This window comes from Anaerotignum sp. (assembly GCF_017483025.1).
In the GTDB taxonomy this organism is placed as follows: Bacteria; Bacillota; Clostridia; order Lachnospirales; family Anaerotignaceae; genus Anaerotignum_A.
Map to the genome: position 1 here is coordinate 35,256 of NZ_JAFUMA010000099.1, position 22,052 is coordinate 57,307.

At 46.4% G+C, this 22,052-nt stretch carries 21 protein-coding genes and 1 riboswitch; of the genes, 4 read left to right on the plus strand and 17 right to left on the minus strand.

Features of this window, described 5'->3' with window-relative positions; all coding sequences use genetic code 11:
* Nucleotides 1-28: 28 nt before the first annotated feature.
* On the minus strand, nt 29-250 hold the full coding sequence (locus tag IJ369_RS08675) for a small, acid-soluble spore protein, alpha/beta type (RefSeq protein ID WP_442859676.1): 222 nt from the start codon (nt 248-250) through the stop codon (nt 29-31).
* Between the two features lie 165 nt (nt 251-415).
* A riboswitch (Lysine riboswitch) is annotated at nt 416-591 on the plus strand.
* 135 nt (nt 592-726) lie between these two features.
* On the opposite strand from IJ369_RS08675, the gene IJ369_RS08680 reads away from it, so the two are divergent.
* Genes IJ369_RS08680 through dapB form a run of 3 tightly spaced genes read left to right on the plus strand, consistent with a single transcriptional unit; the run spans nt 727 to nt 3,426 of the window.
* Complete coding sequence (locus IJ369_RS08680; RefSeq protein ID WP_290718170.1) at nt 727-1,725, plus strand: aspartate-semialdehyde dehydrogenase; 999 nt, start codon at nt 727-729, stop codon at nt 1,723-1,725.
* A 53-nt stretch (nt 1,726-1,778) separates the two neighbouring features.
* Nucleotides 1,779-2,660, plus strand: coding sequence for a 4-hydroxy-tetrahydrodipicolinate synthase (gene dapA, locus IJ369_RS08685; RefSeq protein ID WP_290718173.1), 882 nt, complete (start codon nt 1,779-1,781; stop codon nt 2,658-2,660).
* A gap of 13 nt (nt 2,661-2,673) precedes the next feature.
* The gene (dapB, locus tag IJ369_RS08690) at nt 2,674-3,426 is read left to right on the plus strand and encodes a 4-hydroxy-tetrahydrodipicolinate reductase (RefSeq protein WP_290718175.1); all 753 of its coding nucleotides are present in this window, start codon (nt 2,674-2,676) and stop codon (nt 3,424-3,426) included.
* Between the two features lie 255 nt (nt 3,427-3,681).
* On the opposite strand, the gene IJ369_RS08695 is transcribed toward dapB, so the two are convergent.
* From IJ369_RS08695 to IJ369_RS08770, 16 genes are all read right to left on the minus strand, one after another.
* A complete protein-coding gene (locus tag IJ369_RS08695; RefSeq protein WP_290718177.1) occupies nt 3,682-4,191 on the minus strand; it encodes a cob(I)yrinic acid a,c-diamide adenosyltransferase in 510 nt (169 codons plus the stop codon).
* 24 nt (nt 4,192-4,215) lie between these two features.
* On the minus strand, nt 4,216-4,890 hold the full coding sequence (locus IJ369_RS08700; RefSeq protein ID WP_290718179.1) for a single-stranded DNA-binding protein: 675 nt from the start codon (nt 4,888-4,890) through the stop codon (nt 4,216-4,218).
* 134 nt (nt 4,891-5,024) lie between these two features.
* Nucleotides 5,025-5,333: a hypothetical protein gene (locus tag IJ369_RS08705; protein WP_290718181.1), complete on the minus strand. Its 309-nt coding sequence runs from the start codon at nt 5,331-5,333 to the stop codon at nt 5,025-5,027.
* A gap of 172 nt (nt 5,334-5,505) precedes the next feature.
* Nucleotides 5,506-8,337, minus strand: a complete 2,832-nt coding sequence (gene uvrA, locus IJ369_RS08710; protein ID WP_290718183.1) for an excinuclease ABC subunit UvrA — start codon at nt 8,335-8,337, stop codon at nt 5,506-5,508.
* 148 nt (nt 8,338-8,485) lie between these two features.
* Nucleotides 8,486-10,459, minus strand: coding sequence for an excinuclease ABC subunit UvrB (gene uvrB, locus IJ369_RS08715; RefSeq protein ID WP_290718185.1), 1,974 nt, complete (start codon nt 10,457-10,459; stop codon nt 8,486-8,488).
* 179 nt (nt 10,460-10,638) lie between these two features.
* Entirely contained in the window at nt 10,639-12,141 is a 1,503-nt protein-coding gene (locus tag IJ369_RS08720) for a tripartite tricarboxylate transporter permease (protein WP_290718187.1), read from the minus strand.
* 14 nt (nt 12,142-12,155) lie between these two features.
* Entirely contained in the window at nt 12,156-12,662 is a 507-nt protein-coding gene (locus tag IJ369_RS08725) for a tripartite tricarboxylate transporter TctB family protein (RefSeq protein ID WP_290718189.1), read from the minus strand.
* Nucleotides 12,663-12,733: 71 nt separating this feature from the next.
* A complete protein-coding gene (locus tag IJ369_RS08730; RefSeq protein ID WP_290718191.1) occupies nt 12,734-13,765 on the minus strand; it encodes a Bug family tripartite tricarboxylate transporter substrate binding protein in 1,032 nt (343 codons plus the stop codon).
* 226 nt (nt 13,766-13,991) lie between these two features.
* Complete coding sequence (rnc, locus tag IJ369_RS08735) at nt 13,992-14,690, minus strand: ribonuclease III (RefSeq protein WP_290718193.1); 699 nt, start codon at nt 14,688-14,690, stop codon at nt 13,992-13,994.
* Between the two features lie 2 nt (nt 14,691-14,692).
* Nucleotides 14,693-14,935: an acyl carrier protein gene (locus tag IJ369_RS08740; protein ID WP_290718195.1), complete on the minus strand. Its 243-nt coding sequence runs from the start codon at nt 14,933-14,935 to the stop codon at nt 14,693-14,695.
* 111 nt (nt 14,936-15,046) lie between these two features.
* Nucleotides 15,047-16,039, minus strand: coding sequence for a phosphate acyltransferase PlsX (gene plsX, locus IJ369_RS08745; RefSeq protein WP_290718197.1), 993 nt, complete (start codon nt 16,037-16,039; stop codon nt 15,047-15,049).
* Nucleotides 16,040-16,197: 158 nt separating this feature from the next.
* Entirely contained in the window at nt 16,198-16,377 is a 180-nt protein-coding gene (rpmF, locus tag IJ369_RS08750) for a 50S ribosomal protein L32 (protein WP_066090780.1), read from the minus strand.
* A gap of 2 nt (nt 16,378-16,379) precedes the next feature.
* Complete coding sequence (locus tag IJ369_RS08755) at nt 16,380-16,886, minus strand: YceD family protein (RefSeq protein WP_290718201.1); 507 nt, start codon at nt 16,884-16,886, stop codon at nt 16,380-16,382.
* Between the two features lie 48 nt (nt 16,887-16,934).
* On the minus strand, nt 16,935-18,131 hold the full coding sequence (locus tag IJ369_RS08760) for an acetate/propionate family kinase (RefSeq protein ID WP_290718203.1): 1,197 nt from the start codon (nt 18,129-18,131) through the stop codon (nt 16,935-16,937).
* Nucleotides 18,132-18,237: 106 nt separating this feature from the next.
* Entirely contained in the window at nt 18,238-19,239 is a 1,002-nt protein-coding gene (pta, locus tag IJ369_RS08765; protein ID WP_290718205.1) for a phosphate acetyltransferase, read from the minus strand.
* A 193-nt stretch (nt 19,240-19,432) separates the two neighbouring features.
* The gene (locus IJ369_RS08770) at nt 19,433-20,488 is read right to left on the minus strand and encodes an ATP-binding protein (RefSeq protein WP_290718207.1); all 1,056 of its coding nucleotides are present in this window, start codon (nt 20,486-20,488) and stop codon (nt 19,433-19,435) included.
* Nucleotides 20,489-20,821: 333 nt separating this feature from the next.
* Between IJ369_RS08770 and IJ369_RS08775 the strand changes: the two genes are divergently transcribed.
* A complete protein-coding gene (locus IJ369_RS08775) occupies nt 20,822-22,048 on the plus strand; it encodes a nucleotidyltransferase (RefSeq protein WP_290718209.1) in 1,227 nt (408 codons plus the stop codon).
* The last annotated feature ends 4 nt before the right edge of the window (nt 22,049-22,052 follow it).

The following is a 22,052-nucleotide window of genomic DNA, read 5'->3' on the forward strand; positions in this document are numbered from 1 at the left end:
CTTTGCAAGCATAAATATAGGTAATTACTCATTCATCCCGCAGATTTCCTTCCTGAACAGTGCCATGTTTCCGTGCTTCGATTTTCCGTCTGCCCATAATGCCGCCGATGCGTCCGCTTTCCTTAGCGGTCAGCCCTTTCCAGCCTAGCTGCTCCACCTTTTCCAGAAGGCCCAGTTCCTCTGCGATCTCATATTTCATTGCCAAGTCCCGCTTTTCCGCTTCCGTCAGTTCTTTTTTCTTCAATGAAATCACGCCTTTCCTCCCTGTTTTTTGTCCTCACAGTATGCACGATTTCAGGTAAAATATGTATTTTGTGCACAGACGAATGGTTTTCAGAAAAAATACAGTATTTTCCTTCGATTTTGTTTGACAGAATGGAGAACTGGTGTTAGACTATGAGGCAAATACATAATTTTTCAAAGTAGAGGTGCGTTTTTCAAGAGTATACAGGTGAATATCATAAGGGATAGATGCAGCCTGTAAAAAGGGGAAAACGCCGAAGAAAGAAAATGCCTTATCTTTTCTTCTCTGGTTGTGCGGTTAAGAGCCGTATGACTGTCATTGGAACCCAATGGAGCGCTACAAAGAACAATCAAACTGCGGCATAGGCATATACCACAGTTTCCTTGGAAAGTCGGCGCAGGTGTGTCGGCTCTTTTTTGTTTCAAAAATAATCTGCTTTGAAGCAACAAATACACAAATGCAAAAGAAAGAAGGAATCAAAAATGAAAAAAATCAATCTGGCCGTTGTTGGCGCAACAGGTATGGTAGGCAGAACTTTCCTGAAGGTACTGGAAGAAAGACAGCTTCCCATCGAAAACTTTTATGTAATGGCATCTTCCCGTTCCGCTGGTAAAACACTGGAATTCAACGGCAAAGAATATGTTGTAGAAGAACTGACAGAACACTCCTTCGATAAACCCATCGACATCGCGCTGTTTTCCGCAGGTGGCGGCACAAGTGAAAAATTTGCTCCCATCGCTGCTGCACACGGTTGTATCGTAATCGACAACAGCTCTCAGTGGAGAATGGACCCCGAAGTTCCCCTGGTAGTTCCCGAAGTTAACCCCGAAGATATCGCATGGCACAAAAACATCATTGCTAACCCCAACTGCTCCACGATCCAGGCGATGGTTGCTCTGAAACCTCTGGATGACAAATACAAAATCAAACGTGTGGTTTACTCCACATATCAGGCAGTATCCGGCGCAGGCGTAGCAGGCTGGCAGGATCTGGAAAACGGCATCAAGGGTGAAGCACCCAAGAAATTCCCTCACCCCATCGCAAGCAACTGCCTGCCCCACATCGACTCCTTCCTTGATAACGGCTATACAAAGGAAGAAATGAAGATGGTGAACGAAACAAGAAAGATCCTGCACAACGACGATATGCGCGTAACAGCAACAACAGTTCGTGTTCCCGTTTTCGATTCCCACAGCGAATCCATCAACCTGGAATTCGAAAAACCCTTCGAACTGGATGAACTGATCGAAGTGCTGAAAAATGCTCCCGGCGTAGTCGTTCAGAACGACAGCGCAAACAACGAATACCCTATGGCAGTCACAGCAGCTGGTAAAGACGAAGTATTCGTTGGTCGTATCCGCCGTGACGAATCCGTTGACAGCGGCGTAAACCTGTGGGTAGTAGCTGACAACATCCGTAAGGGTGCAGCAACAAACGCAGTACAGATCGCAGAAGAAATCGTAAAAGCAATGAACAAGTAATATAATTTAGGATAAAAAGAAATATAGGTTCAATATTCGAGGAGGTCATACATATGTCTATTTTTACTGGCGCAGGTACAGCTCTCGTAACACCCCTGAACGCTGACGGCAGCGTAAATTTTGCAAAAATGAAAGAACTGATCGAATTCCAGATCGCAAACAGCATCGACGCACTGATCATCTGCGGTACAACAGGCGAAGCATCCACAATGTCCGACGAAGTACAGATCGAATGCATCCGCTTTGCAAAAGAAGTTGCAGCAGGCCGTGTGCCCATCATCGCAGGCGCAGGCAGCAACGACACAGCTCACTGCATCGAACTGGCTCAGGGCTGCGAAAAAGCAGGCGCTGATGCAGTTCTGCTGGTAACACCCTACTACAACAAAGCAACACAGAAGGGCCTGATCCTGCACTACACAGCAGTAGCTGAAAGCATCAATATTCCTATCATCCTGTACAACGTACCCGGCAGAACAGGCTGCAACATCGCTCCTAAAACAGTAGCTGAACTGTCTAAAGTGAAAAATATCGTAGCTGTAAAAGAAGCAAGCGGCAACCTGTCCCAGGTAGCAGAAATCGCTTCTCTGGTTGGCCCCGATTTTGATATCTACAGCGGTAACGACGACCAGATCCTGCCTATCATGTCCCTGGGCGGCAAAGGCGTTATTTCCGTTCTGTCCAATGTAGCACCTAAAAACACACACGATATGGTTATGAACTACCTGAATGGTGATACAAAAGCTGCTACAAAACTGCAGCTGGATGCGATCGAACTGATCGGCGCTCTGTTCTGCGAAGTAAACCCCATCCCCGTTAAAGCTGCTATGAACCTGATGGGCTATGAAGTTGGTTCCTGCAAACTGCCTCTGTGCGACATGGAACCCAAGAACCTGGAAACACTGAAAACAGCAATGAAAAATTATGGTTTGATCTAATTGAGGTATAACTATGGTTAATATTATTATTCACGGCTGCGGCGGCAAAATGGGCCGCGTGGTAGCCGAACTGGTAAAAAATGAACCTGATTGCCAGGTAGTAGCGGGCATCGACCCTACAACACCCGCACTGGAATTTCCTGTATTCCCCAGCTGTGACGCCTGCGACGTTGCAGGCGATGTCATCATCGACTTTTCCACAGCAAGGGCAGTTCCCGCCCTGCTGGCATTCTCCAAAGCAAAAAACATCCCCGTTGTTCTCTGCACAACAGCTCTGTCCGATGAAACAACAGCGCTGATGAAAGAAACAAGCAAGGATGTAGCCATTCTGAAATCTGCCAATATGTCTGTTGGTGTAAACCTGCTGTTGGATCTGGTGCAGCGCGCAGCTGCTATCCTGGCAGAAAGCGGCTTCGATATTGAAATTGTAGAAAAACACCATAACCAGAAAATCGATGCCCCCAGCGGCACAGCAATTGCCCTGGCAGACGCCATCAATCAGGCAATGGATGAAAGATATCATTACGTTTACGACCGTTCTCAGGTTCGTGAAAAACGCGAAAAAACAGAAATCGGTATCCATGCAGTTCGCGGCGGCAACATCGTTGGAGAACATGACGTCATCTTCGCCGGCAGAGACGAAGTGATCGAACTGAACCACCGTGCAACTTCCCGTGAAGTTTTTGCCGTTGGCGCAGTGAAAGCTGCAAAATTCCTGGCAGGTAAGCCTGCAGGTCTGTATACCATGAAAGAAGTTCTGCAGTGATTTTAAAAAATACCGTTTCGTAGGTTCCGCTTAAGAAAACATTATTTTCAAAATGAATTGATTTCTTAAGCAGAACTGCTAGCGGCTTTCCAAATAAGAAAACTGACCTTATAGAATACAAAAAGGCTAAATCTTTTTCATTTAACGATTTAGCCTTTTTTCATGTTTTCTCATTTGGATGCACCATGGGGCTCTTTTTATTTGCGGCTCCATATAAAAAAGCTCTGAGCAAAATTGCCCAGAGCCCCATTTTTATCATGCTCTTCCTTCTTTTTCCAGTACAATCTGGTAAATATTTGCAGCCCTGGAGACCATCCCTTCGGGAAGGATCGTTCCTGTCAGGATAAAATCCATATATTCCGGTCTCTTATCCACAAGTTCTTCCAGATCTGCTTCCTGCAGATAGCCCTTTTCCACACATTCCAGCACACCATCCAGCAGCAGCATCTCACATTCCCCTGTATCTACGATCTTTTTCGCAAAATTAAAGGCATTCCGAATCTCGCCGGAAAGTTCCTTGCGGACTGCTTCATCCAAAGCGTCATCATGCACATCCATGCCGGTACGATCCTTTTCAAAACGGAAAATACGAAAATCCGGTTCCATTTTTTTCAGCAAAGCAATCTCCTTGCTGTTATGATAATCCATAAACTGGATCATCACCACCCGCAGACCTTCGCCAATGGCACGCATCCCGCGCCCCACTGCTACTGCCGTTTTGCCTTTTCCCTTGCCGTAATAAATCGCTATATGACCTTGTCTCACGTTTCTTTCACTCCTGTTTCTATTTCAGGCTTTTTCCTTATCTGTAATCCGGTCCTCTGTTCCTTCCTGCTCCATTCTGCCGGGAAGCTCAATCTTGGAAACAGAAACCTCATAGGCGACCCTCTCTTCCATGATCTCGCCTATTTTTTTCTGGTACGTCCGGCTCTGCACACGACCCCACACGCGAATATTGGAGCCAACCTCCAGATTCGCCATATATCTGGCATTTCTCCCCCATGCAATGCAGGGAATGTAATCAGACTTATTGTAAGCACGATTTACTGCTACCAGGATGTCGGAAATTTCTCTGCCAAAAGGTGTTTTTCGATAAATGGGGGGTTTACAGATAAAACCGTTAAGGCAGATCTGATTTTCGTTTTTTGTTTCTTCTTCCTCCATCAAACGGATCTCTCTTACGAAAATCGTTAAAACCAGACGATTTTTTTTGCTATTATAATTATTATAACTTCTCAGCTGCCCGATGATATCCACCTTCGTGCCCACCTGCAGCAATTCTTTATCGATCAGCCGCTCGGAAACGGTAACAGGCAGGATATCTGCCTTATCACTGAGGCGTTCAGAAGAAATCTGAAACGTATAGAAACCTTCGCCATATACCTCATGACTAAAGACACAGCCTTCCACGATCTTACCGGCAATCAGAACAGTGTTATTTTCCGGCAATCCATCTATTTGCATCTCTTTCTCCCCTTTGCTTCACCAGGGATGGCCCCTGGCAGTGATCCTTCAGTAATTCAGTTTATGCGAAAAAACAGCCTTTCAGAATCAACCTTGTCAAGATCCTGCTTTTTGCGCACACCTTAGTCCGTTTCTCACTGTTCTGTCAGATTTTTCCCGTTGCGGAAAATGAATCCAATCTTTACACAGTCGATGGCAACCACCATCGTGTAATCTTTCGTTCTATAAATCATAGGTTCGCCGCCCTTTTTCACAACGACAGCATCTACCTTTTTTCCTTCTTTTGTCCAGTAGCAGAGGAAGGTAAAATCCTCATCTTCCCTCACTGCCCATTCAAAGTCGAGCAGAGGTTTCACGAAGAAATCCCCATCGCAGCCGAAATAACTGTTGATTCGTTTTCTCGCCTGCTCAAAGTCCATTACTGGTCCTTTTTCTTTTGCCATAACTTCCTCCAAAATAACATAATACTTGTTCTTATATGGTACTTACTTTTTTGTCAATTGTCAATAAAAAACTGCCCAGCTCTTGTATGACAGCCTCTCTTTTCTACACGAAAAAAACGTTGCATTTGTAGAAAAACACAGCTTTTTTTACTCATACAACGCTTTTTCTTGTTTATTTTCTTTCCAGAATACCCTTCAGATATTTTCCCGTATAGGATGCGGAAACCTGACAGATCTCCTCGGGCGTGCCGGCTGCCACCAGGGTGCCGCCGCCATCGCCGCCTTCCGGGCCAAGGTCGATGATATAGTCTGCTGTCTTGATGACATCCAGATTATGCTCGATCACAACGACCGTATTCCCACCTTCTGCCAGTCTCTGCAGGATGTGCACCAGTTTGTGCACGTCCGCCGTATGCAGACCTGTGGTAGGCTCGTCCAGGATATACATGGTCTTGCCTGTGCTCTTGCGGCTCAGTTCTGTTGCCAGTTTCACGCGCTGCGCTTCCCCGCCAGAAAGCGTCGTAGAAGACTGGCCCAGCTGCACATAGGAAAGACCTACATCATACAGCGTCTGCAGCTTGGATTTGATCTTCGGGATGTTTTCAAAGAAAACCAACGCTTCTTCCACTGTCATATCCAGCACATCAGAAATGGTCTTGCCTTTGTATTTCACTTCCAGAGTCTCACGGTTATATCTCTTGCCATGGCAGACTTCACAGGGCACATAAATATCAGGCAGGAAGTGCATCTCGATCTTCACGATACCATCGCCGGTGCAGGCTTCACATCGTCCGCCTTTTACATTGAAGCTGAATCTGCCCTTCTGATAGCCTCTGACCTTTGCTTCTGTGGTCTGGGCAAATACATCACGGATCATGTCAAATAAGCCTGTATAAGTCGCAGGGTTGCTTCTGGGGGTACGTCCGATGGGAGACTGGTCGATGTTGATGACCTTATCCAGTTTTTCCAGCCCCAGCATGTCTTCATGTTTACCAGGGCGGGTCTTTGCACGGTTCAGGTCTCTTGCCAGTCGTTTATACAAAATCTCATTGATGAGGGAACTCTTACCGCTGCCGCTGACCCCTGTGACACAGGTAAAAAGCCCCAAGGGAATTTCCACATCAATATTTTTCAAGTTGTTTTCCGCGGCCCCTTTGATGACCAGTTTATTTTCAGGTGTAAAAGGTCTGCGTTCCTTGGGAATTTCAATGCGCTTACGTCCGCTCAGGTATGCCCCTGTGACAGAGCGCTCTGTTTTCATAATATCCTGAACGCTGCCTGCTGCTACGATTTCGCCGCCGTCACGGCCCGCACCGGGGCCGATATCCACCACAAAATCCGCCGCCAGCATGGTATCTTCGTCATGCTCAACAACGATCAGAGAGTTACCGATATCACGAAGGTGTTTCAACGTTGCCAAGAGTTTATCATTATCTCTCTGATGCAGACCGATGCTGGGTTCGTCCAGAATATACACCACACCCACCAGACCGGAACCAATCTGGGTCGCCAGTCTGATTCGCTGGGCTTCCCCGCCGGAAAGAGTGCCTGCAGTTCGGGAAAGAGTCAGATATTCCAGACCCACATCCATCAGGAAACCAATTCTGGCATGTATTTCTTTCAGAATACGTTCTGCGATCATATTTTCCCGTTCTGTCAGCTGCAGTTCCGCAAAGAAATTCTGCATCTTGCCAATGGAAAGCTCTGTCACCTCGGAAATATTTTTGCCGCCAATGGTGATGGCAAGCACCTCAGGACGCAGTCTTCTGCCGTGGCAATCAGGACATTCGATATTCGTCATAAATTCTTCGAATTCCGCCCGCATGGTTTCGGAAGTCTCGTTATATCTGCGCTGCAGGGTATTGATGATCCCCTCGAAATCATAATCGTAAGTACCTGTACCACGATAATTGGTATAGGTGATACGCAGCTTTTCATTGGAACCATAGAAAATGATATCCTTGATTTTTCTGGGCAATTCCTTAAAAGGTGTATCCAGAGAAAATGCATATTTTTCCGCCAGCGCATCGAACAGCACCTTGCTCATGCTGCCCTTGGCATTGACGGAATTATATCCGGGTGCCGCAATTGCCCCCTGATTGATGCTCAGGTTTTCATTGGGCACGATCAGCTGTTCATCGAATTTCATCTGCATCCCCAGACCCGTACAGGTAGGACAGGCACCGCTGGGGTTATTGAAAGAAAACATTCTGGGTTCGATCTCCATCAGGTCTACGCCGCAGTCAGGGCAGGAAAAGCTCTGGCTGAACATCAGTTCATCTTCCCCCTGATTCACGTCTACGATGAGCAGACCGCCGCTGAGGGCGGAAGCCGTTTCGATGGATTCCGTCAGGCGCATCTGCATTCCTTCCTTTACCATCAATCTATCCACAACGATTTCGATATTATGTTTTTTGTTTTTTTCCAGTTCGATTTTTTCAGACAGTTCATACATGATGCCGTCCACACGAACACGGACATAACCGCTCTTTTTGGCGTCTTCCAGCAGTTTTACATGCTCGCCTTTTCTGCCGCGCACCACAGGCGCCAGAAGCTGTAGCTTCGTCCGTTCGGGCAATTCCATGATACGGTCAACGATTTGGTCGATGGTCTGTTTTTTGATCTCCTTGCCGCATTTGGGGCAGTGAGGGATACCAATTCTGGCATACAACAGACGCAGGTAATCGTAAATTTCCGTTACTGTACCTACCGTGGAACGGGGGTTATGACTGGTGGTTTTCTGGTCGATGGAGATGGCAGGAGAAAGGCCTTCGATCAGGTCTACATCAGGCTTTTCCATCTGGCCCAGGAACTGTCTTGCATAGGAAGAAAGAGACTCCACATAGCGTCTCTGCCCTTCTGCATATATGGTATCAAAGGCAAGGGAGCTTTTGCCGCTGCCGCTGACGCCCGTAAAGACTACCAGCTGGTCTCTGGGGATAGTCAGGTCGATATTCTGCAGGTTATGCTCTCTGGCCCCTTTAATTACAATTTTATCCTTCATATTTACCTCCTCTTCGGGGGACTCTGTCCCCTCTCGACCCCTGCGAGGGGGTCACCCCCTCGACCCGACACGCAGAAGCATGTATATGCTTCTGCAAACGAGGGTCCAGGGAAATCATTTCCCTGGTGGGAGTTTGAGGGCAAAGCCCTCATATCAATTTTTTCAGTTCCAATATCTTATCACGCAGTTCTGCCGCCCGCTCAAATTGCAGCTCCATAGCGGCCTGCTTCATTTCTTTATCCAGTTTTTTGATGAGCTTGTTCAGTTCTTCCACGCTCATAGATTCGGGGTCTTTTTCCAGACCGAATTTCTGTTTTTCCGTTGCCGCTTTTGTGATCTGGATGACATCATGGACCTTCTTCTTGATGGTCTGAGGAATGATACCATGCTGCTCATTATAGGCCTCCTGAATGGCACGACGGCGGTTGGTTTCGGTGATGGCTTTATCCATACTTTCCGTCATCACATCCGCATACATGATAACACGACCATTGGCGTTTCTAGCCGCACGGCCTACCGTCTGGATGAGGGATGTTTCGGAACGGAGGAAGCCCTCCTTATCCGCATCCAGAATCGCCACAAGGCTGACCTCTGGAATATCCAGACCTTCTCGCAAAAGGTTGATACCAACCAATACATCAAATACATCCATACGCAGATCGCGAATGATTTCCAGTCGTTCCAGCGTATCAATATCGGAATGCAGATAGCGCACACGGACGCCCGCTTCGCGAAGATAATCCGTCAGGCGCTCCGCCATTTTTTTGGTCAGTGTGGTCACAAGGACTTTGTCCCCCGCTTCTGTTGTCTTTCTGACCTCCATCAGCAGGTCATCGATCTGCCCATGGATGGGGCGCACAGAAATTTCAGGATCAAGGAGCCCAGTGGGGCGAATGATCTGTTCTGCTGTCTGTTCAGAATGTTCCTTCTCATAGACGGAAGGTGTCGCAGAAACGAACAGCAACTGGTTGATCTTGCTTTCAAATTCTGTAAATTTCAGAGGACGGTTATCCAACGCAGAGGGCAGACGGAAACCATATTCCACCAGAGTAGTCTTTCTGGAGCGGTCGCCTTCATACATCCCGCGAATCTGAGGGATGGAAACATGGGATTCGTCCGCAATGATAAGGAAATCATCGGGGAAGAAATCGATCAGTGTAAAAGGTGTACTGCCCTCTTCTCGCAAGGAAAGGTGACGGGAATAGTTTTCAATGCCCGTGCAGAAGCCCATTTCCTTCAGCATCTCCACATCGTAATTGGTGCGCTGTTCCAATCTTTGGGCTTCCAAAAGCTTGTCCTCCCGTTTCAGTTCCGCCAGTCGCACTTCTAATTCTGCCTCAATACGTTCGATAGCAATTTTCATTTTATCGGGAGCAGTTACATAATGGGACGCAGGGAAAATGGAAATATGATTTCTTGTGCCCATGATTTCACCTGTCAGCAAATCGATTTCCGTGATACGGTCGATTTCATCACCAAAAAATTCCACGCGGACCGCATGTTCCGAAGAGCCAATAGGAAAAATTTCCACCACATCGCCACGAACACGGAAGGTACCACGTTCAAAATTCATGTCATTTCTATCATATTGCATTTCGATCAAAGCACGCAGCACTTCATCCCTGTCCTTTTCCATGCCGGGACGTAGAGAAAGCATCATGCCATAGTATTCCTCCGGATCGCCCAGACCATAAATACAGGATACACTGGCAACGACAATAACATCTTCCCGCTCCACCAATGCCGCTGTGGCAGAATGGCGCAGCTTGTCGATCTCGTCATTAACAGAAGAATCCTTTTCGATATAAGTGTCCGTACTGGGCACATAGGCTTCGGGCTGATAGTAATCGTAATAGGATACGAAATATTCCACAGCATTTTCCGGAAAAAATTCTTTCAATTCATTATATAACTGAGCCGCCAGGGTCTTGTTATGGGCAATGACCAGTGTTGGTTTCTGCAGCTTCTGAATCACATTTGCCATGGTGAAGGTCTTGCCGGAACCTGTCACCCCCAGCAACGTTTGAAATTTCATTCCATTTTGAAAGCCTTCTGCCAGGGTATCGATTGCCTGAGGCTGATCCCCTGTAGGCTGATAGCTCGAATGCATCTTAAATTCCATTTTTCCATTTCACCTCCCATAAACCTTTCAAATCATTTCAAGATTATATCATAGAAAAATAATATTGTATAGCGAACACGCAAAATTTCCAAACATTTGTTCTGTTTTTTCATAGATTTAGGCAATAAAAAAACGCCCTTCCAACATTTGAAACTATTGGAACAGCGTTTCTTTTTTACTTACATTGTTTTTGCATCGCGGCGGGCACGCCAGTTTTTATATGCTTTTGTTTGAGTCGCGAACATAATGATAATCAGCGCCAGCAGCACAATGGAAATGGGGCTGTGGAACATGCTCAGAATCATACCGCCGATGGAATTATGCAGCATAACGCCGCGGCGGAAGTTTTCTTCCAGCAGACCGGACAAAATAATACCCAGTACGCAGGGCGCAACAGGATAATCGAATCGTTTCATAAAATAACCCAGGATACCGAAGCCAAACATCCAGAACACATCAAACAGGCTGTTTTTGATAGCAAAGGAACCTACTGCAGACAGAATGAAGATCAGAGGCAGCAGGATGGCTTTGGGAATCTCTACGATCTTTGTGAAAAGTTTTACCCCCGTCAGGCCGAAAACAACCAGGAAAAGCGCTGCCAGAACCAGACAGCTGACGATCAGATAGAACAGGTCAGGAGATGTCGTCATCAGATTAGGGCCGGGTTTCAGGCCATGGATCATCAGAGCCGCCAGCAAGACTGCCGTAACAGAGTCACCAGGAATACCCAAGGTCAACATAGGAATGAATGCGCCGCCAATGGCCGCATTATTGGCTGTTTCCGGTGCCACCAGGCCTTCTACAGCGCCTTCACCGAAAGGAACTTCAGGATTTTTCACCGTACGTTTCGCTGTATCATAAGAAAGCAGTGCCGCCACATCGCCGCCTGCGCCGGGCAATGCACCGACCAGAACGCCGATCACAGAAGAACGCAGGGTCAGACCAAAATATTTTTTCGCTGTGCTGAAGGAAGGCAAAATTTTGTCTACCTTCTGTTTGACCATTGCTACATCTTTTTTCGTGATCTGGATCAGCGCTTCCGATACACCAAACAGACCGATCATAGCAACAACATAGTCAACACCAGTATGCAGATAAACAAGACCAAAGGTAAATCGAGGTGTGGCTGTCATGGAGTCCATGCCAACAGTGCCCAGAAGCACACCCAGCGCTGCTGCCAAAAGGCCACGGAACAGAGATTTGCAGCCCAGACTGCCTACCATCATCATACCCATGAAACCCAAAAGCAGATAATCTACAGAAGAAAATTTCAGGGCAAATTTAGAAATGATAGGTGCAAACAACGCCAGCACCAGAATACCGATCAATGTACCATAAACAGACTGGGTCGTCGCGATACCCATTGCTTCGCCGGCCTTCCCTTTCTGCGCCATCGGGTAGCCATCCAATGCTGTTGCAACTGCCGCAGGCGCACCCGGAATATTCAGCAGGATAGCCGAACGGGAACCGCCATAAACGGCACCAACGAAAATACCGATCATCAGTGCCAGCGCCGCATGGGTCTCCCAACCAAAGGTAAAGGACACCAGCAGGGATACTGCCATGGTTGCAGACAGACCAGGGATCGCCCCTACATAGACCCCCGCAAAACAACCCAGAGCCACGTATAAAATCAGGATAGGTTCCTGAAAAGGAATCAGTAAATATTGTAACGCTTCCAAACTTTCACCTCCAATCAGGGCAAAACAACACTGAATAGCACTTTAAACACCAGATAGATGAATACCATACACAATGCTGTCCAGCATACATTTTTGAAAAAATTGCCTCGCCCCAAATATGTCATAATCGCCCACAGAAACACAGGCGTTGCCAGCATAAAGCCAAGCTTGAAATACAATGCAGCGCAATAAACGACTACCATTGCCAATACCACCAGGATATCTGCATTGAATAAATATTTCGCCACATTTTTCACCGCTGCCGCAAAAGGCTGCCCGCTGTTCGCGGATTTTTTATTTCGATCAAAAATCAAAATCAAAATTGCAAAAAGATCGATCAGGACGCTGCAAAATAAAGGCACCGCGCCATAGGAAGATGCTCCCGGCGCCTGCTGATACAGCTTGACTGCCTGCCAGGTGAAAAACAAACCGATCAACAGCAGAAATACTGCAAATCCCTTTTCTCCGGGCTGGTAGGGCGCCTGCTCATCCGGTCGAATGGTTTTCTTTTCTTCATCCATAAATACTCAAACCTCCAGGAGAAAACGAAAAAGCTGCCTTTGAAAAAGCAGCTTTTTCGCAGCTATCATTATTATTCAACACCAAGTTCTTCCAGGCTCTTTGTGATCGCACCACTTTCTACCAGTGCTGTGATCGTATTTTTCTGCCATGTATCCAGGTAAGCCTTGGCTTCATCGCCGGTCAGGCCCAGTGCGTTGATATTAAAGCCTGCCAGCAGTTCCTGATAAGAAGCATCTGCAAAGGCTGCTGCAAATGCGTTTGCCAGTGTTTCCACTACTGCAGGATCTGTATCAGCTTTTACAAATACGCCATAGAAAGGACCCCAAGGCAGATACTGTTCAAAATCAGGATATTCTGCTGTGATCAGAGGAACATCTTCCATCTGGGTTACAGGTTCTGTAGACAGCATGGAAAGGAAATTCAGTTCGCCTGCTTTATAATCTTCGATACCGGACTGTACTTTACAAATTGTAAAATCACATTCGCCGCTCAGCACAGCTGCTTTTGCTGTTGCATCAGAATCGTAAGGGATCTGGCTGAATGTAGCACCTGTTACTGCTGTCAGGAAGGATGCTACTTCCCAAGGCAAACCACCTGTACCTGTTGTGGACAGTTTTACTGTGCCGGGTGCAGCCAGCGCTGCGTCGATGATTTCTGTCAGGGATGTATAAGGAGAATTCTTACCAACTGCAACACCAACAGTTTCATCACCAATTACAAAAACGGGAACAAAATCTGCATATGTCAGATCAATGATATCCAAAGCCTCATACAACTGAGGATTTTCTGCGCCCAGCAGCAATGTATAGCCATCTGCTGCCTGGTCGTAAACATACTGTGTTGCGATAGAGCCGGTGCCACCAGTCTTATTTTCCATAACGATGGAAACGCCCAGTTCTTTTTCCGCCAGAGTACCCAAAGGTCTCATCAGAGAGTCAGTGCCGCCGCCTGCACCCCACTGGATGATACCGCTGATATTCTGTGCAGGGTATTCGCCAGTTGCTGCATCAGCCGCTTCTTCTGTGCCGCCGCCACAACCAGCAAGTACGCCAACAGACAAACACATTGTCAACATAATGGACATCAGTTTTTTCAATTTCATAATAATCTCTCCCTTAGTAACTTTCACGCTTTCGTGCTGTTATGCTTTTACGCTTTGTTGCCTTAAAGTTTATCAGATTTTACTAAATTTAGCAAGCCTTTTTACAAATTAATATAAATTGTTGATAAAATCGTTATATTTTATTCTTTTTTATGATAAACAAAAACCTCAAGTCCTTTTAAGACTTGAGGTCATTTTTTTACAACACCCTCGAGCATACCCCGCCTTAGGGACGGTTCATATGCTCCAATGCGTTATTGGCGGCATTCTGTTCCGCTTCTTTTTTGCTTCTGCCGCTGCCCTTGCCCAGCACACGTCCGTCATGGGTCACCTCTGCCACAAATACTTTGTTGTGGTCGGGGCCCTGCTCGTCTACAATGGCATATTTCAGGGGCACCTTGCTGATCTTCTGGATCACTTCCTGCAAATGGGTCTTGCAATCCAAATTGCGGAAATTGCTCTTTGTATGCTCGATCTGATCCACCATGAAACGCATGATATATTTTGTCACCGCTTCCATGCCGCCATCGATACAGATAGCGCCAATGATAGCTTCAAAAGCATCCGCCAGAATGGAATCACGATTTCTGCCGCCGGTGCTTTCTTCGCCCTTGCCCAGCAGCATACAGCGGCCGATGCCCAGCTTTCTGGAAAGCTCCGCCAGGGAGCCTTCACATACCACTGCTGCACGCAGCTTTGTCAATTCACCCTCCGGCATTTTGGGGAAATGGCGGTACATATATTCACTTACCACCATATCCAACACGGCATCCCCCAAAAATTCCAGTCGTTCATTGTTCTCATGGCTGCCTTTTTTGATCTCATTGGCATAAGAACTGTGTGTCAGAGCCAGAATCAGCAAGTTTTTATCCGAAAAAGTATATTCAATTTTTCGTTCAAATTCTTCCAGATTCAGATGATTCATAATTATTCTTCTTCCTTAGCAGCAACCAGTTCTGCAATGTAATCCAGCACATCGCCTACCAGTTTGATGTTTTCTGCTCTATCGTTATCGAATTCGATTTCGAATTTTTCTTCCAGTGCAACAATGATCTGGAACAGTTCCAGAGAGTCAGCATTCAGATCTGCAAATGCTGTTTCTGCAGACAGATTTTCTGCGGGCACGCCCAGCTGTTCAGCAATTACGCTCAGTACTAAAGATTCGTCCATATTCATTACCTCCAAATTTAAGTCGTTGATTACCTTTCCTACTATACCCCATTTCACTGCTTTTGTCAGCAATAATCCAGGAAAATTGAGAAAAAATTTACACTTCTTTCATCAAATTTTATCTTTGATCTTGCCAATGATATCAGCTTCCGTAAACAGCACGCACTGGCGCACTGCATTCTTGAACGCCTTGGCATTGGAACTGCCATGAGCCTTTACTACCAGGGATTTCAGGCCGATGAAAGGCGCACCGCCGATCTCATCGGAGTCCATAAATTTTTTCATATTTTTGAAAGGGGTTTTCAGGATCATAGCACCTACTTTGTAGAAGCCCTTCATGATCTCGCCTTTCAGAATATCAAAAATTGTTTTTGCAAGACCTTCGGACAGTTTCAGGATCGTATTGCCAACGAAACCATCGCAAACCACTACATCAGCATCGCCATAAGGGATGTTTCTGGGCTCAATATTGCCTGTGAAATTGATGCCTTCCGCCTGTTCCAGCAGTTCATATGTTTCCTTTGTCAGGGCATTGCCCTTTTCCTTTTCCGCGCCGATATTCACCAGAGCAACCTTGGGATCTTTGATGCCGAAAACATTTTCTACATACACAGAGCCCATCTTTGCAAACTGTTCCAGATATTTCGCTTTGCAGTCTACATTAGCACCACTGTCGATGAGGAAAGAGAAGCCTTTTTTATTGGGCAGGCATGTACCCAGAGCAGGACGTTCCACACCGGGCAGACGACCTATGATCAGCAGCGCGCCTGTCAGCAGCGCCCCTGTGCTGCCGGCGGAAACGATACCATCCGCTTCGCCATTCTTCACCAGATTCAGCGCCACTACCAGAGAAGAGTCCTTTTTGCGACGGATTGCCATAGTGGGAGATTCATCTGTACCAATGACCTCAGAAGCATGTACCACTTGGATACGATCCTTATCGTATTCATATTTCGCCAGTTCCGCTTTTATCACATCTTCCTGGCCTACCAGTTTGATGTCTACATTCAGTTCCTTGACAGCCTCTACAGCACCCTTGACTGTTTCCACAGGTGCATAGTCGCCGCCCATAGCGTCCATCGCTACAACGATTCGTTTTTCCATATTTCTTCCACCTTTCTGTGGGATTTTTCAATACACTATATTTAAGTATACCGAAATTTTGAAGAAATTACAATGCCGTTTCCGATATAAAAATGGCAGAAATATCACTCAAACAACAAAAGGGCGACCAAAAGGTCGCCCTCAATCAAAATCGCTAATTAGTCAACTTTGATGATTGTTTTTTTGTTGTAAGCGCCGCAAGCTTTGCAAACCTGGTGAGGAACCATCAGTTCGCCGCATTTGCTGCATTTTACCAGGCTGGGTGTTGCGATTTTCCAGCTCTGTGCTTTTCTCTTGTCTCTTTTGGATTTAGACACTCTACCTTTGGGTACAGCCATTTCTACACCTCCTCGTCATCATTGAAAAGAGCCCTCAAACTTTCGAACCTAGGATCTCTAATGGTACGATCGCATCCGCAATCACCGTCATTCAGATCCTTGCCGCAGACAGGACAGAGCCCCTTGCAGTCCTCCCTACAAATTACCTTCATAGGGATTTCTCCAATGATACCTCTTTTCACAAAATCCGCAAGATCGATCTGATCTCCCGTAAAAGTTTCTGTCTCTTCGTCATCTCTGCCTGTATGAGCAAAACGTTCCTTAATTTCGAAGCAAAGCTCTTTTCTGACAGGGGCCAGACAACAGCTGCATTCCATCAGCACTGCTGTTTCGCCCTTTGCATCCAGAACGAAAACATCGTCTTCATTCTTAAGAGTTCCCTCAATTTTTACAGGCTCTACAAATTCCACGACATCGGGATAATCTTTTGCATCATCGATCTGTTTTACCAGTTCTACAGGCAGGGTCGCCCCTTTTCTATTGAACAAATATCCCATTTCGATAATCATTTTATCACCCCTAAACAGTCATACCACAGTATTATACTAAAACAACTCTTATTTGTCAAGCAGTTCCTTTGTATCTCTTGCAATTACCAGTTCTTCGTTTGTAGGGATAACGAATACTCTTACTCTGGAATCGGGAGCGGAGATTTCCATTGCTTTGCCTCTCAGAGAGTTGTTGTAAGAGTCGATGTGAACGCCCAGGAAGCCCAGGTAGTCACAGATTTCTCTTCTTGTGGAAGCAGAGTTTTCACCCAGACCAGCTGTGAATACGATTGCATCTACGCCGTTCATAGCTGCAGCGTAAGCACCGATTCTCTTAGCTACTTTGTAGGCGAATACATCCAGAGCCATACCTGCTCTTTCGTTACCAGCTTCGGAAGCTTCTTCGATGTCACGGAAGTCGGAGGATACACCGGAGATACCCAGTACACCAGACTGTTTGTTCAGGATTGTATCCATCTGTGCTGCTGTCAGGTTTTCTTTTTCCATCAGGTATGTGATTACAGCTGCGTCGATGTCACCAGCTCTAGTACCCATTACCAGACCTTCCAGAGGTGTGAAGCCCATTGTTGTATCGATGGATTTACCATTTCTTACAGCACACAGGGAACCGCCGTTGCCCAGGTGGCATGTGATTGTTTTTGTCTGATCATAAGGTCTGTCCAACATTTTAGCTGCTTCTTCGGATACGAATCTGTGGGATGTGCCGTGGAAGCCATATCTTCTGATTTTGTATTTTTCATAGTATTCGTAAGGCAGAGCGTACATATATGCTCTTTCGGGCATTGTCTGATGGAAAGCTGTATCGAATACTGCCACCTGAGGAACGCCGGGCATGATTTTTTCGCAAGCATGGATACCGATCAGGTTTGCGGGATTGTGCAGGGGTGCCAGTTCGCAGCATTTTTCGATCGCTTCGATAACTTCGGGTGTGATGATTACGGAATTAGCGAAGTATTCACCACCATGTACTACACGGTGACCAACTGCATTGATTTCTTTCATGGATTTTACAACGCCATGTACAGGGTTTGTCAGTGCATCCAGAACCATTTTAACGGATACGCTGTGGTCTTCCTGGTAGTCATCAAAAACAACTGCATCTTTGCCTGTAGGCTGGTGTTTCAGTCTGGAACCTTCGATACCGATTCTTTCGCACAGACCTTTTGCCAGTACGCCTTCTGTTTCCATGTCGATCAGCTGATACTTCAGGGAGGAGCTGCCGCAATTCAGTACAAGAACTTTCATTTTTTTCTCTCCTTTAATTCTCTTTGTTTTTTAGTTTTTTAAATGGCTATGGGCTCAGGGAACCTGAGCCACCAGCCGATGTATTACTTTTTTAACTTAGGGAAAATTATTTGCCCATTACCTGAGCCTGTACGCTTGTCAGAGCAACTACAGCAACGATATCGCTTGCGGAGCAGCCTCTGGACAGGTCGTTAACGGGTTTTGCGATACCCTGCAGGATAGGACCGAAGGCTTCAGCGCCGCCGAATCTCTGTACCAGTTTGTAACCGATGTTACCTGCGTCGATATCAGGGAATACCAGAACGTTTGCTTTACCAGCAACGTCGGAGTTGGGAGCTTTCAGTTCGCCAACTTCTTTTACGATAGCAGCATCCAGCTGGATTTCGCCATCCAGTTTCAGTTCGGGGAATTTTTCTTTTGCGATCTTAACTGCGTCAACAACTTTTGTTACGTCAGCATGTTTTGCGGAACCCATTGTGGAGTGGCTCAGCATAGCAACTCTTGCTTCTTTGCCTACGAATGCAGCATAGGATTTTGCGGAATCGCCAGCGATGCAAGCCAGTTCTGCGGGGTTGGGGTTCTGGTTCAGCGCACAGTCAGCGAACAGCAGGATGCCGTCATCGCCGTACTGAGGTGTTTTTGTAACCATGATGAAGAAAGAGGATACCAGTTCTGTGCCGGGTGCTGTTTTCAGGATCTGCAGAGCAGGTCTCAGTGTATCAGCTGTGGAGTGGATCGCGCCGGATACCATACCGTCGGCAACGCCCATTTTAACCAGCATAACAGCTACGAATAAAGAATCGTCCAGCAGGATCTTTCTTGCTTCTTCCAGAGTCATGCCTTTGCTTTTTCTAGCTTCTGCCAGACCAGCAACCATTTCATCCATTCTTTCGTAGTTTTCGGGGTCTACGAAGATTGCTTTGGAGACGTCGAAGGAGCCAGCTGCTTCGATGATCTTTTCTTTATTACCGATCAGAACGATGTCTGCCAGTTCATCTTTCAGACATTCAGCTGCTGCTTCCAGGTTTCTTTTTTCATAGGATTCGGGCAGTACGATAACTTTTTTGTCTGCCTTTGCTTTTGCTTTCATTGTGCTTAAAAAGTCCACAGGTATTACCTCCCATTTTATAAAATACTTTTAAGTTTACGTTACCTTTTATATAGCAATCCGTCCAAAAAAACGGACATGCATATCTATTTTATTATAAACAAAACACGCTCTGTATACAAGACCATCCCGCAAAAAACCGTAATTTTTTTAAAAAAATCTTCATTTTCCACCGGAATTTTCCCCTGTCATATCAGGGCATTTCATCCACCACGGGGAATTCCATAAAGAAGGTCGTGCCCATATATTCGCGGCTTTCGATACGGATGCTGCCGCCAAGGGAAGCCACCGCAGCATTCACCACATCCAGGCCGACACCTCTGCCAGAAAACAGGGTTGCGCTGCTTTTTGTGGTAAAGCCGGGGCGGAGCAGGAATGCATAAATTTCACTGTCCTCATATTTCTCTTCCGCCTTTTTCAGCATGCCTTTTTCCTTTGCCTTCTGTAATATCTGATCACGATTCAGACCGCGGCCATCATCACGGAAAGCAACGAATACTTTCTGGGCTGCCTTGCTGATTTCCAAAGAAATCTCACCCACAGGGGTTTTCCCCATTTGTTCTCTGTCAGCCTTTGCTTCCAGCCCGTGATCCATGCTGTTTTTCATCATCTGCAAAACCGCCATGGATACTTTATCGTAAATATCTCTGGGCACCTCTGTGTCCGCACCGGATACTTTTACCATGAATTCTTTTTCCAGTTCTCGGCCCATTACCTTTGCCAGGCGATCCATCTGAGGGAGCAACGCTTCAAAATTGGTATATGGAATCCGCTTTTTCCCTTTTCTGGTATAGGCGATCTGATAGCTGGGGCCTTCCGGCTCATTTTCACTGTCCACATGGGAAAGGAAATTTTTAATGCGGCGCACCACTGCCCAGCCGAAATCTGTCACTTCATCGTCCGTTTCCAGTCGACGCAGCTCCCGCTTCAAAAAGCCGGAAACCATGCGCAGCAGCTGCAAAATCGTCTGCAGATCCTTCTGGGCGGGACTTGCCTCCTCTCGTAGATAGGAAAACAGATCCTCCGCCGCATGGGCTGTTTCGGAAATAGCAGGATATCCCATCATCGCCGCAGAGCCTTTGATGCTGTGCATCGTGCGATACAGACTATTTACTTCCCCTTCCGTTACTTCAAATTCTTCTAAATTTGCTTTGGATTCTATAAATCCATCGATCTTATCAACATTTTTCCAGGTCTCTTCCAGAAAAAGTTCCTGCAGAAAATCTGGATTTTCTACAAACCTCTCCACTTTATCATCCTCTTACTACTGTATATCAAAGGAATTATCATTCCTTTTTTTGCTCAATCGTACTCCGTTTGCAGAAGGAAAAAAGAAAGAGATTATTACCACTTCCCTTTTACCCCCATGTTACCACAAGTATAGACCTAATTTCAGAAAATTTCCAGACGATTTTCTCAAAAAATTACAAAAAATGTGGTATACTTTTACTAAATTCAAAATCGTCTTTTTATGGCATAAATTTGTCCACAAAAGCGCAAAAAACTGGAAATTTTATCCAGTATGGACTAAGAGAAATCCTGCTTTTGAAATATTTTATTCTGCATAAAGAAAGGATGAGAAATGATGAAGACCCTTGGTATCATTACCGAATACAACCCCTTCCATAAGGGACACGCATATATGATCGAAGAAGCCAAACGAAAAGCCGGCGCAGACCGCGTTGTGGTCGTGATGAGTGGCAGTTTTGTACAGAGGGGCGAGCCCGCCATCTTCGACAAATGGACAAGAACAGAGGCTGCCCTTTTAAACGGCGTAGACCTGGTACTGGAGCTGCCTGTCCTTTTTGCCGCCGCCAACGCGGAAACCTTTGCCCGGGCCGCCGTCCGTATTCTGGAGGAGAGTGGTATTGTAGATGTGCTTTGCTTCGGCTCCGAAATCGGAAATTTATATTCTCTGCAGGAAGCAGCCAAGGTGATGGCCAATGAAACAGAAGAATTTCAGCGCCTGCTAAAGGAACAGTTGGATGAAGGCCTTTCCTACCCTGCTGCCCGCGCAAAAGCGCTGGAGACCGTTTCCCATATCAACAGCCAGATCTTATCCCGCCCCAATGATATTCTTGGACTGGAATATCTGAAAGCGCTGGATTATTATTCCTGCTCCATGGAGCCTATGACCATCCGCCGGGAAGGCGATTACAACAGTCCCTCCCTGACAGAGGGCTTTGCTTCCGCCGCAGCCATCCGCAAAGCTCTTGCCGAAGGCCGCAGTACAGAAGCCATGACACAGCTGCCGGAAAACACCCATAATCTGTATAATAAAGCATTGTCTCTGGGTACGGCTCCTGTTTTCTGGGAAGAACTGGCACCCGCTCTGCACTATAAGCTGCGCACCACCTCCGCTGAGGACATCAAGGAAATGGCAGAAGTCGTCGAAGGTCTGGAAAATCGTATCCTCCATTCCATCGATTCCTGCTATGAAATGAAGGACATCATGGATTTCATCAAAACAAAACGCTATACCCGCACGAAGATCCAGCGCATCCTGCTGCATATCTTGCTGGATATCAAGGAAAAGGAAGTGGCTTATTTTCTGAATCTACCCAAAATGCCCTATATCCGCGTGCTGGGCTTCCAGAAGGAACGTTCCGATATTCTGGCAGACCTGACAGAAAATGCTAGATGTCCCGTATTGACCAATCTGAAAAAAGCCCCCGATATTCTCAATGAGGATGGTTTGGCTCTGCTGGCTCTGGAAAAAACAGCCACAGACCTGCATGCCCTGGCATATCCTAACCCTATTTATCGCGGGCCAAACCTGGACTTTACCAAACCTTTGGTCATCCTGTAAATAG

Excerpts from the sequence above, each read along its gene's own strand:
- IJ369_RS08680 (WP_290718170.1), top strand. The coding sequence starts at position 727 with ATGAAAAAAATCAATCTGGCCGTTGTTGGCGCAACAGGTATGGTAGGC.
- dapA (WP_290718173.1), top strand. The coding sequence starts at position 1,779 with ATGTCTATTTTTACTGGCGCAGGTACAGCTCTCGTAACACCCCTGAAC.
- dapB (WP_290718175.1), top strand. The coding sequence starts at position 2,674 with ATGGTTAATATTATTATTCACGGCTGCGGCGGCAAAATGGGCCGCGTG.
- IJ369_RS08700 (WP_290718179.1), bottom strand. The coding sequence starts at position 4,890 with ATGCAAATAGATGGATTGCCGGAAAATAACACTGTTCTGATTGCCGGT.
- IJ369_RS08705 (WP_290718181.1), bottom strand. The coding sequence starts at position 5,333 with ATGGCAAAAGAAAAAGGACCAGTAATGGACTTTGAGCAGGCGAGAAAA.
- uvrA (WP_290718183.1), bottom strand. The coding sequence starts at position 8,337 with ATGAAGGATAAAATTGTAATTAAAGGGGCCAGAGAGCATAACCTGCAG.
- uvrB (WP_290718185.1), bottom strand. The coding sequence starts at position 10,459 with ATGGAATTTAAGATGCATTCGAGCTATCAGCCTACAGGGGATCAGCCT.
- IJ369_RS08725 (WP_290718189.1), bottom strand. The coding sequence starts at position 12,662 with ATGGATGAAGAAAAGAAAACCATTCGACCGGATGAGCAGGCGCCCTAC.
- IJ369_RS08730 (WP_290718191.1), bottom strand. The coding sequence starts at position 13,765 with ATGAAATTGAAAAAACTGATGTCCATTATGTTGACAATGTGTTTGTCT.
- rnc (WP_290718193.1), bottom strand. The coding sequence starts at position 14,690 with ATGAATCATCTGAATCTGGAAGAATTTGAACGAAAAATTGAATATACT.
- IJ369_RS08740 (WP_290718195.1), bottom strand. The coding sequence starts at position 14,935 with ATGGACGAATCTTTAGTACTGAGCGTAATTGCTGAACAGCTGGGCGTG.
- plsX (WP_290718197.1), bottom strand. The coding sequence starts at position 16,039 with ATGGAAAAACGAATCGTTGTAGCGATGGACGCTATGGGCGGCGACTAT.
- rpmF (WP_066090780.1), bottom strand. The coding sequence starts at position 16,377 with ATGGCTGTACCCAAAGGTAGAGTGTCTAAATCCAAAAGAGACAAGAGA.
- IJ369_RS08755 (WP_290718201.1), bottom strand. The coding sequence starts at position 16,886 with ATGATTATCGAAATGGGATATTTGTTCAATAGAAAAGGGGCGACCCTG.
- IJ369_RS08760 (WP_290718203.1), bottom strand. The coding sequence starts at position 18,131 with ATGAAAGTTCTTGTACTGAATTGCGGCAGCTCCTCCCTGAAGTATCAG.
- IJ369_RS08775 (WP_290718209.1), top strand. The coding sequence starts at position 20,822 with ATGATGAAGACCCTTGGTATCATTACCGAATACAACCCCTTCCATAAG.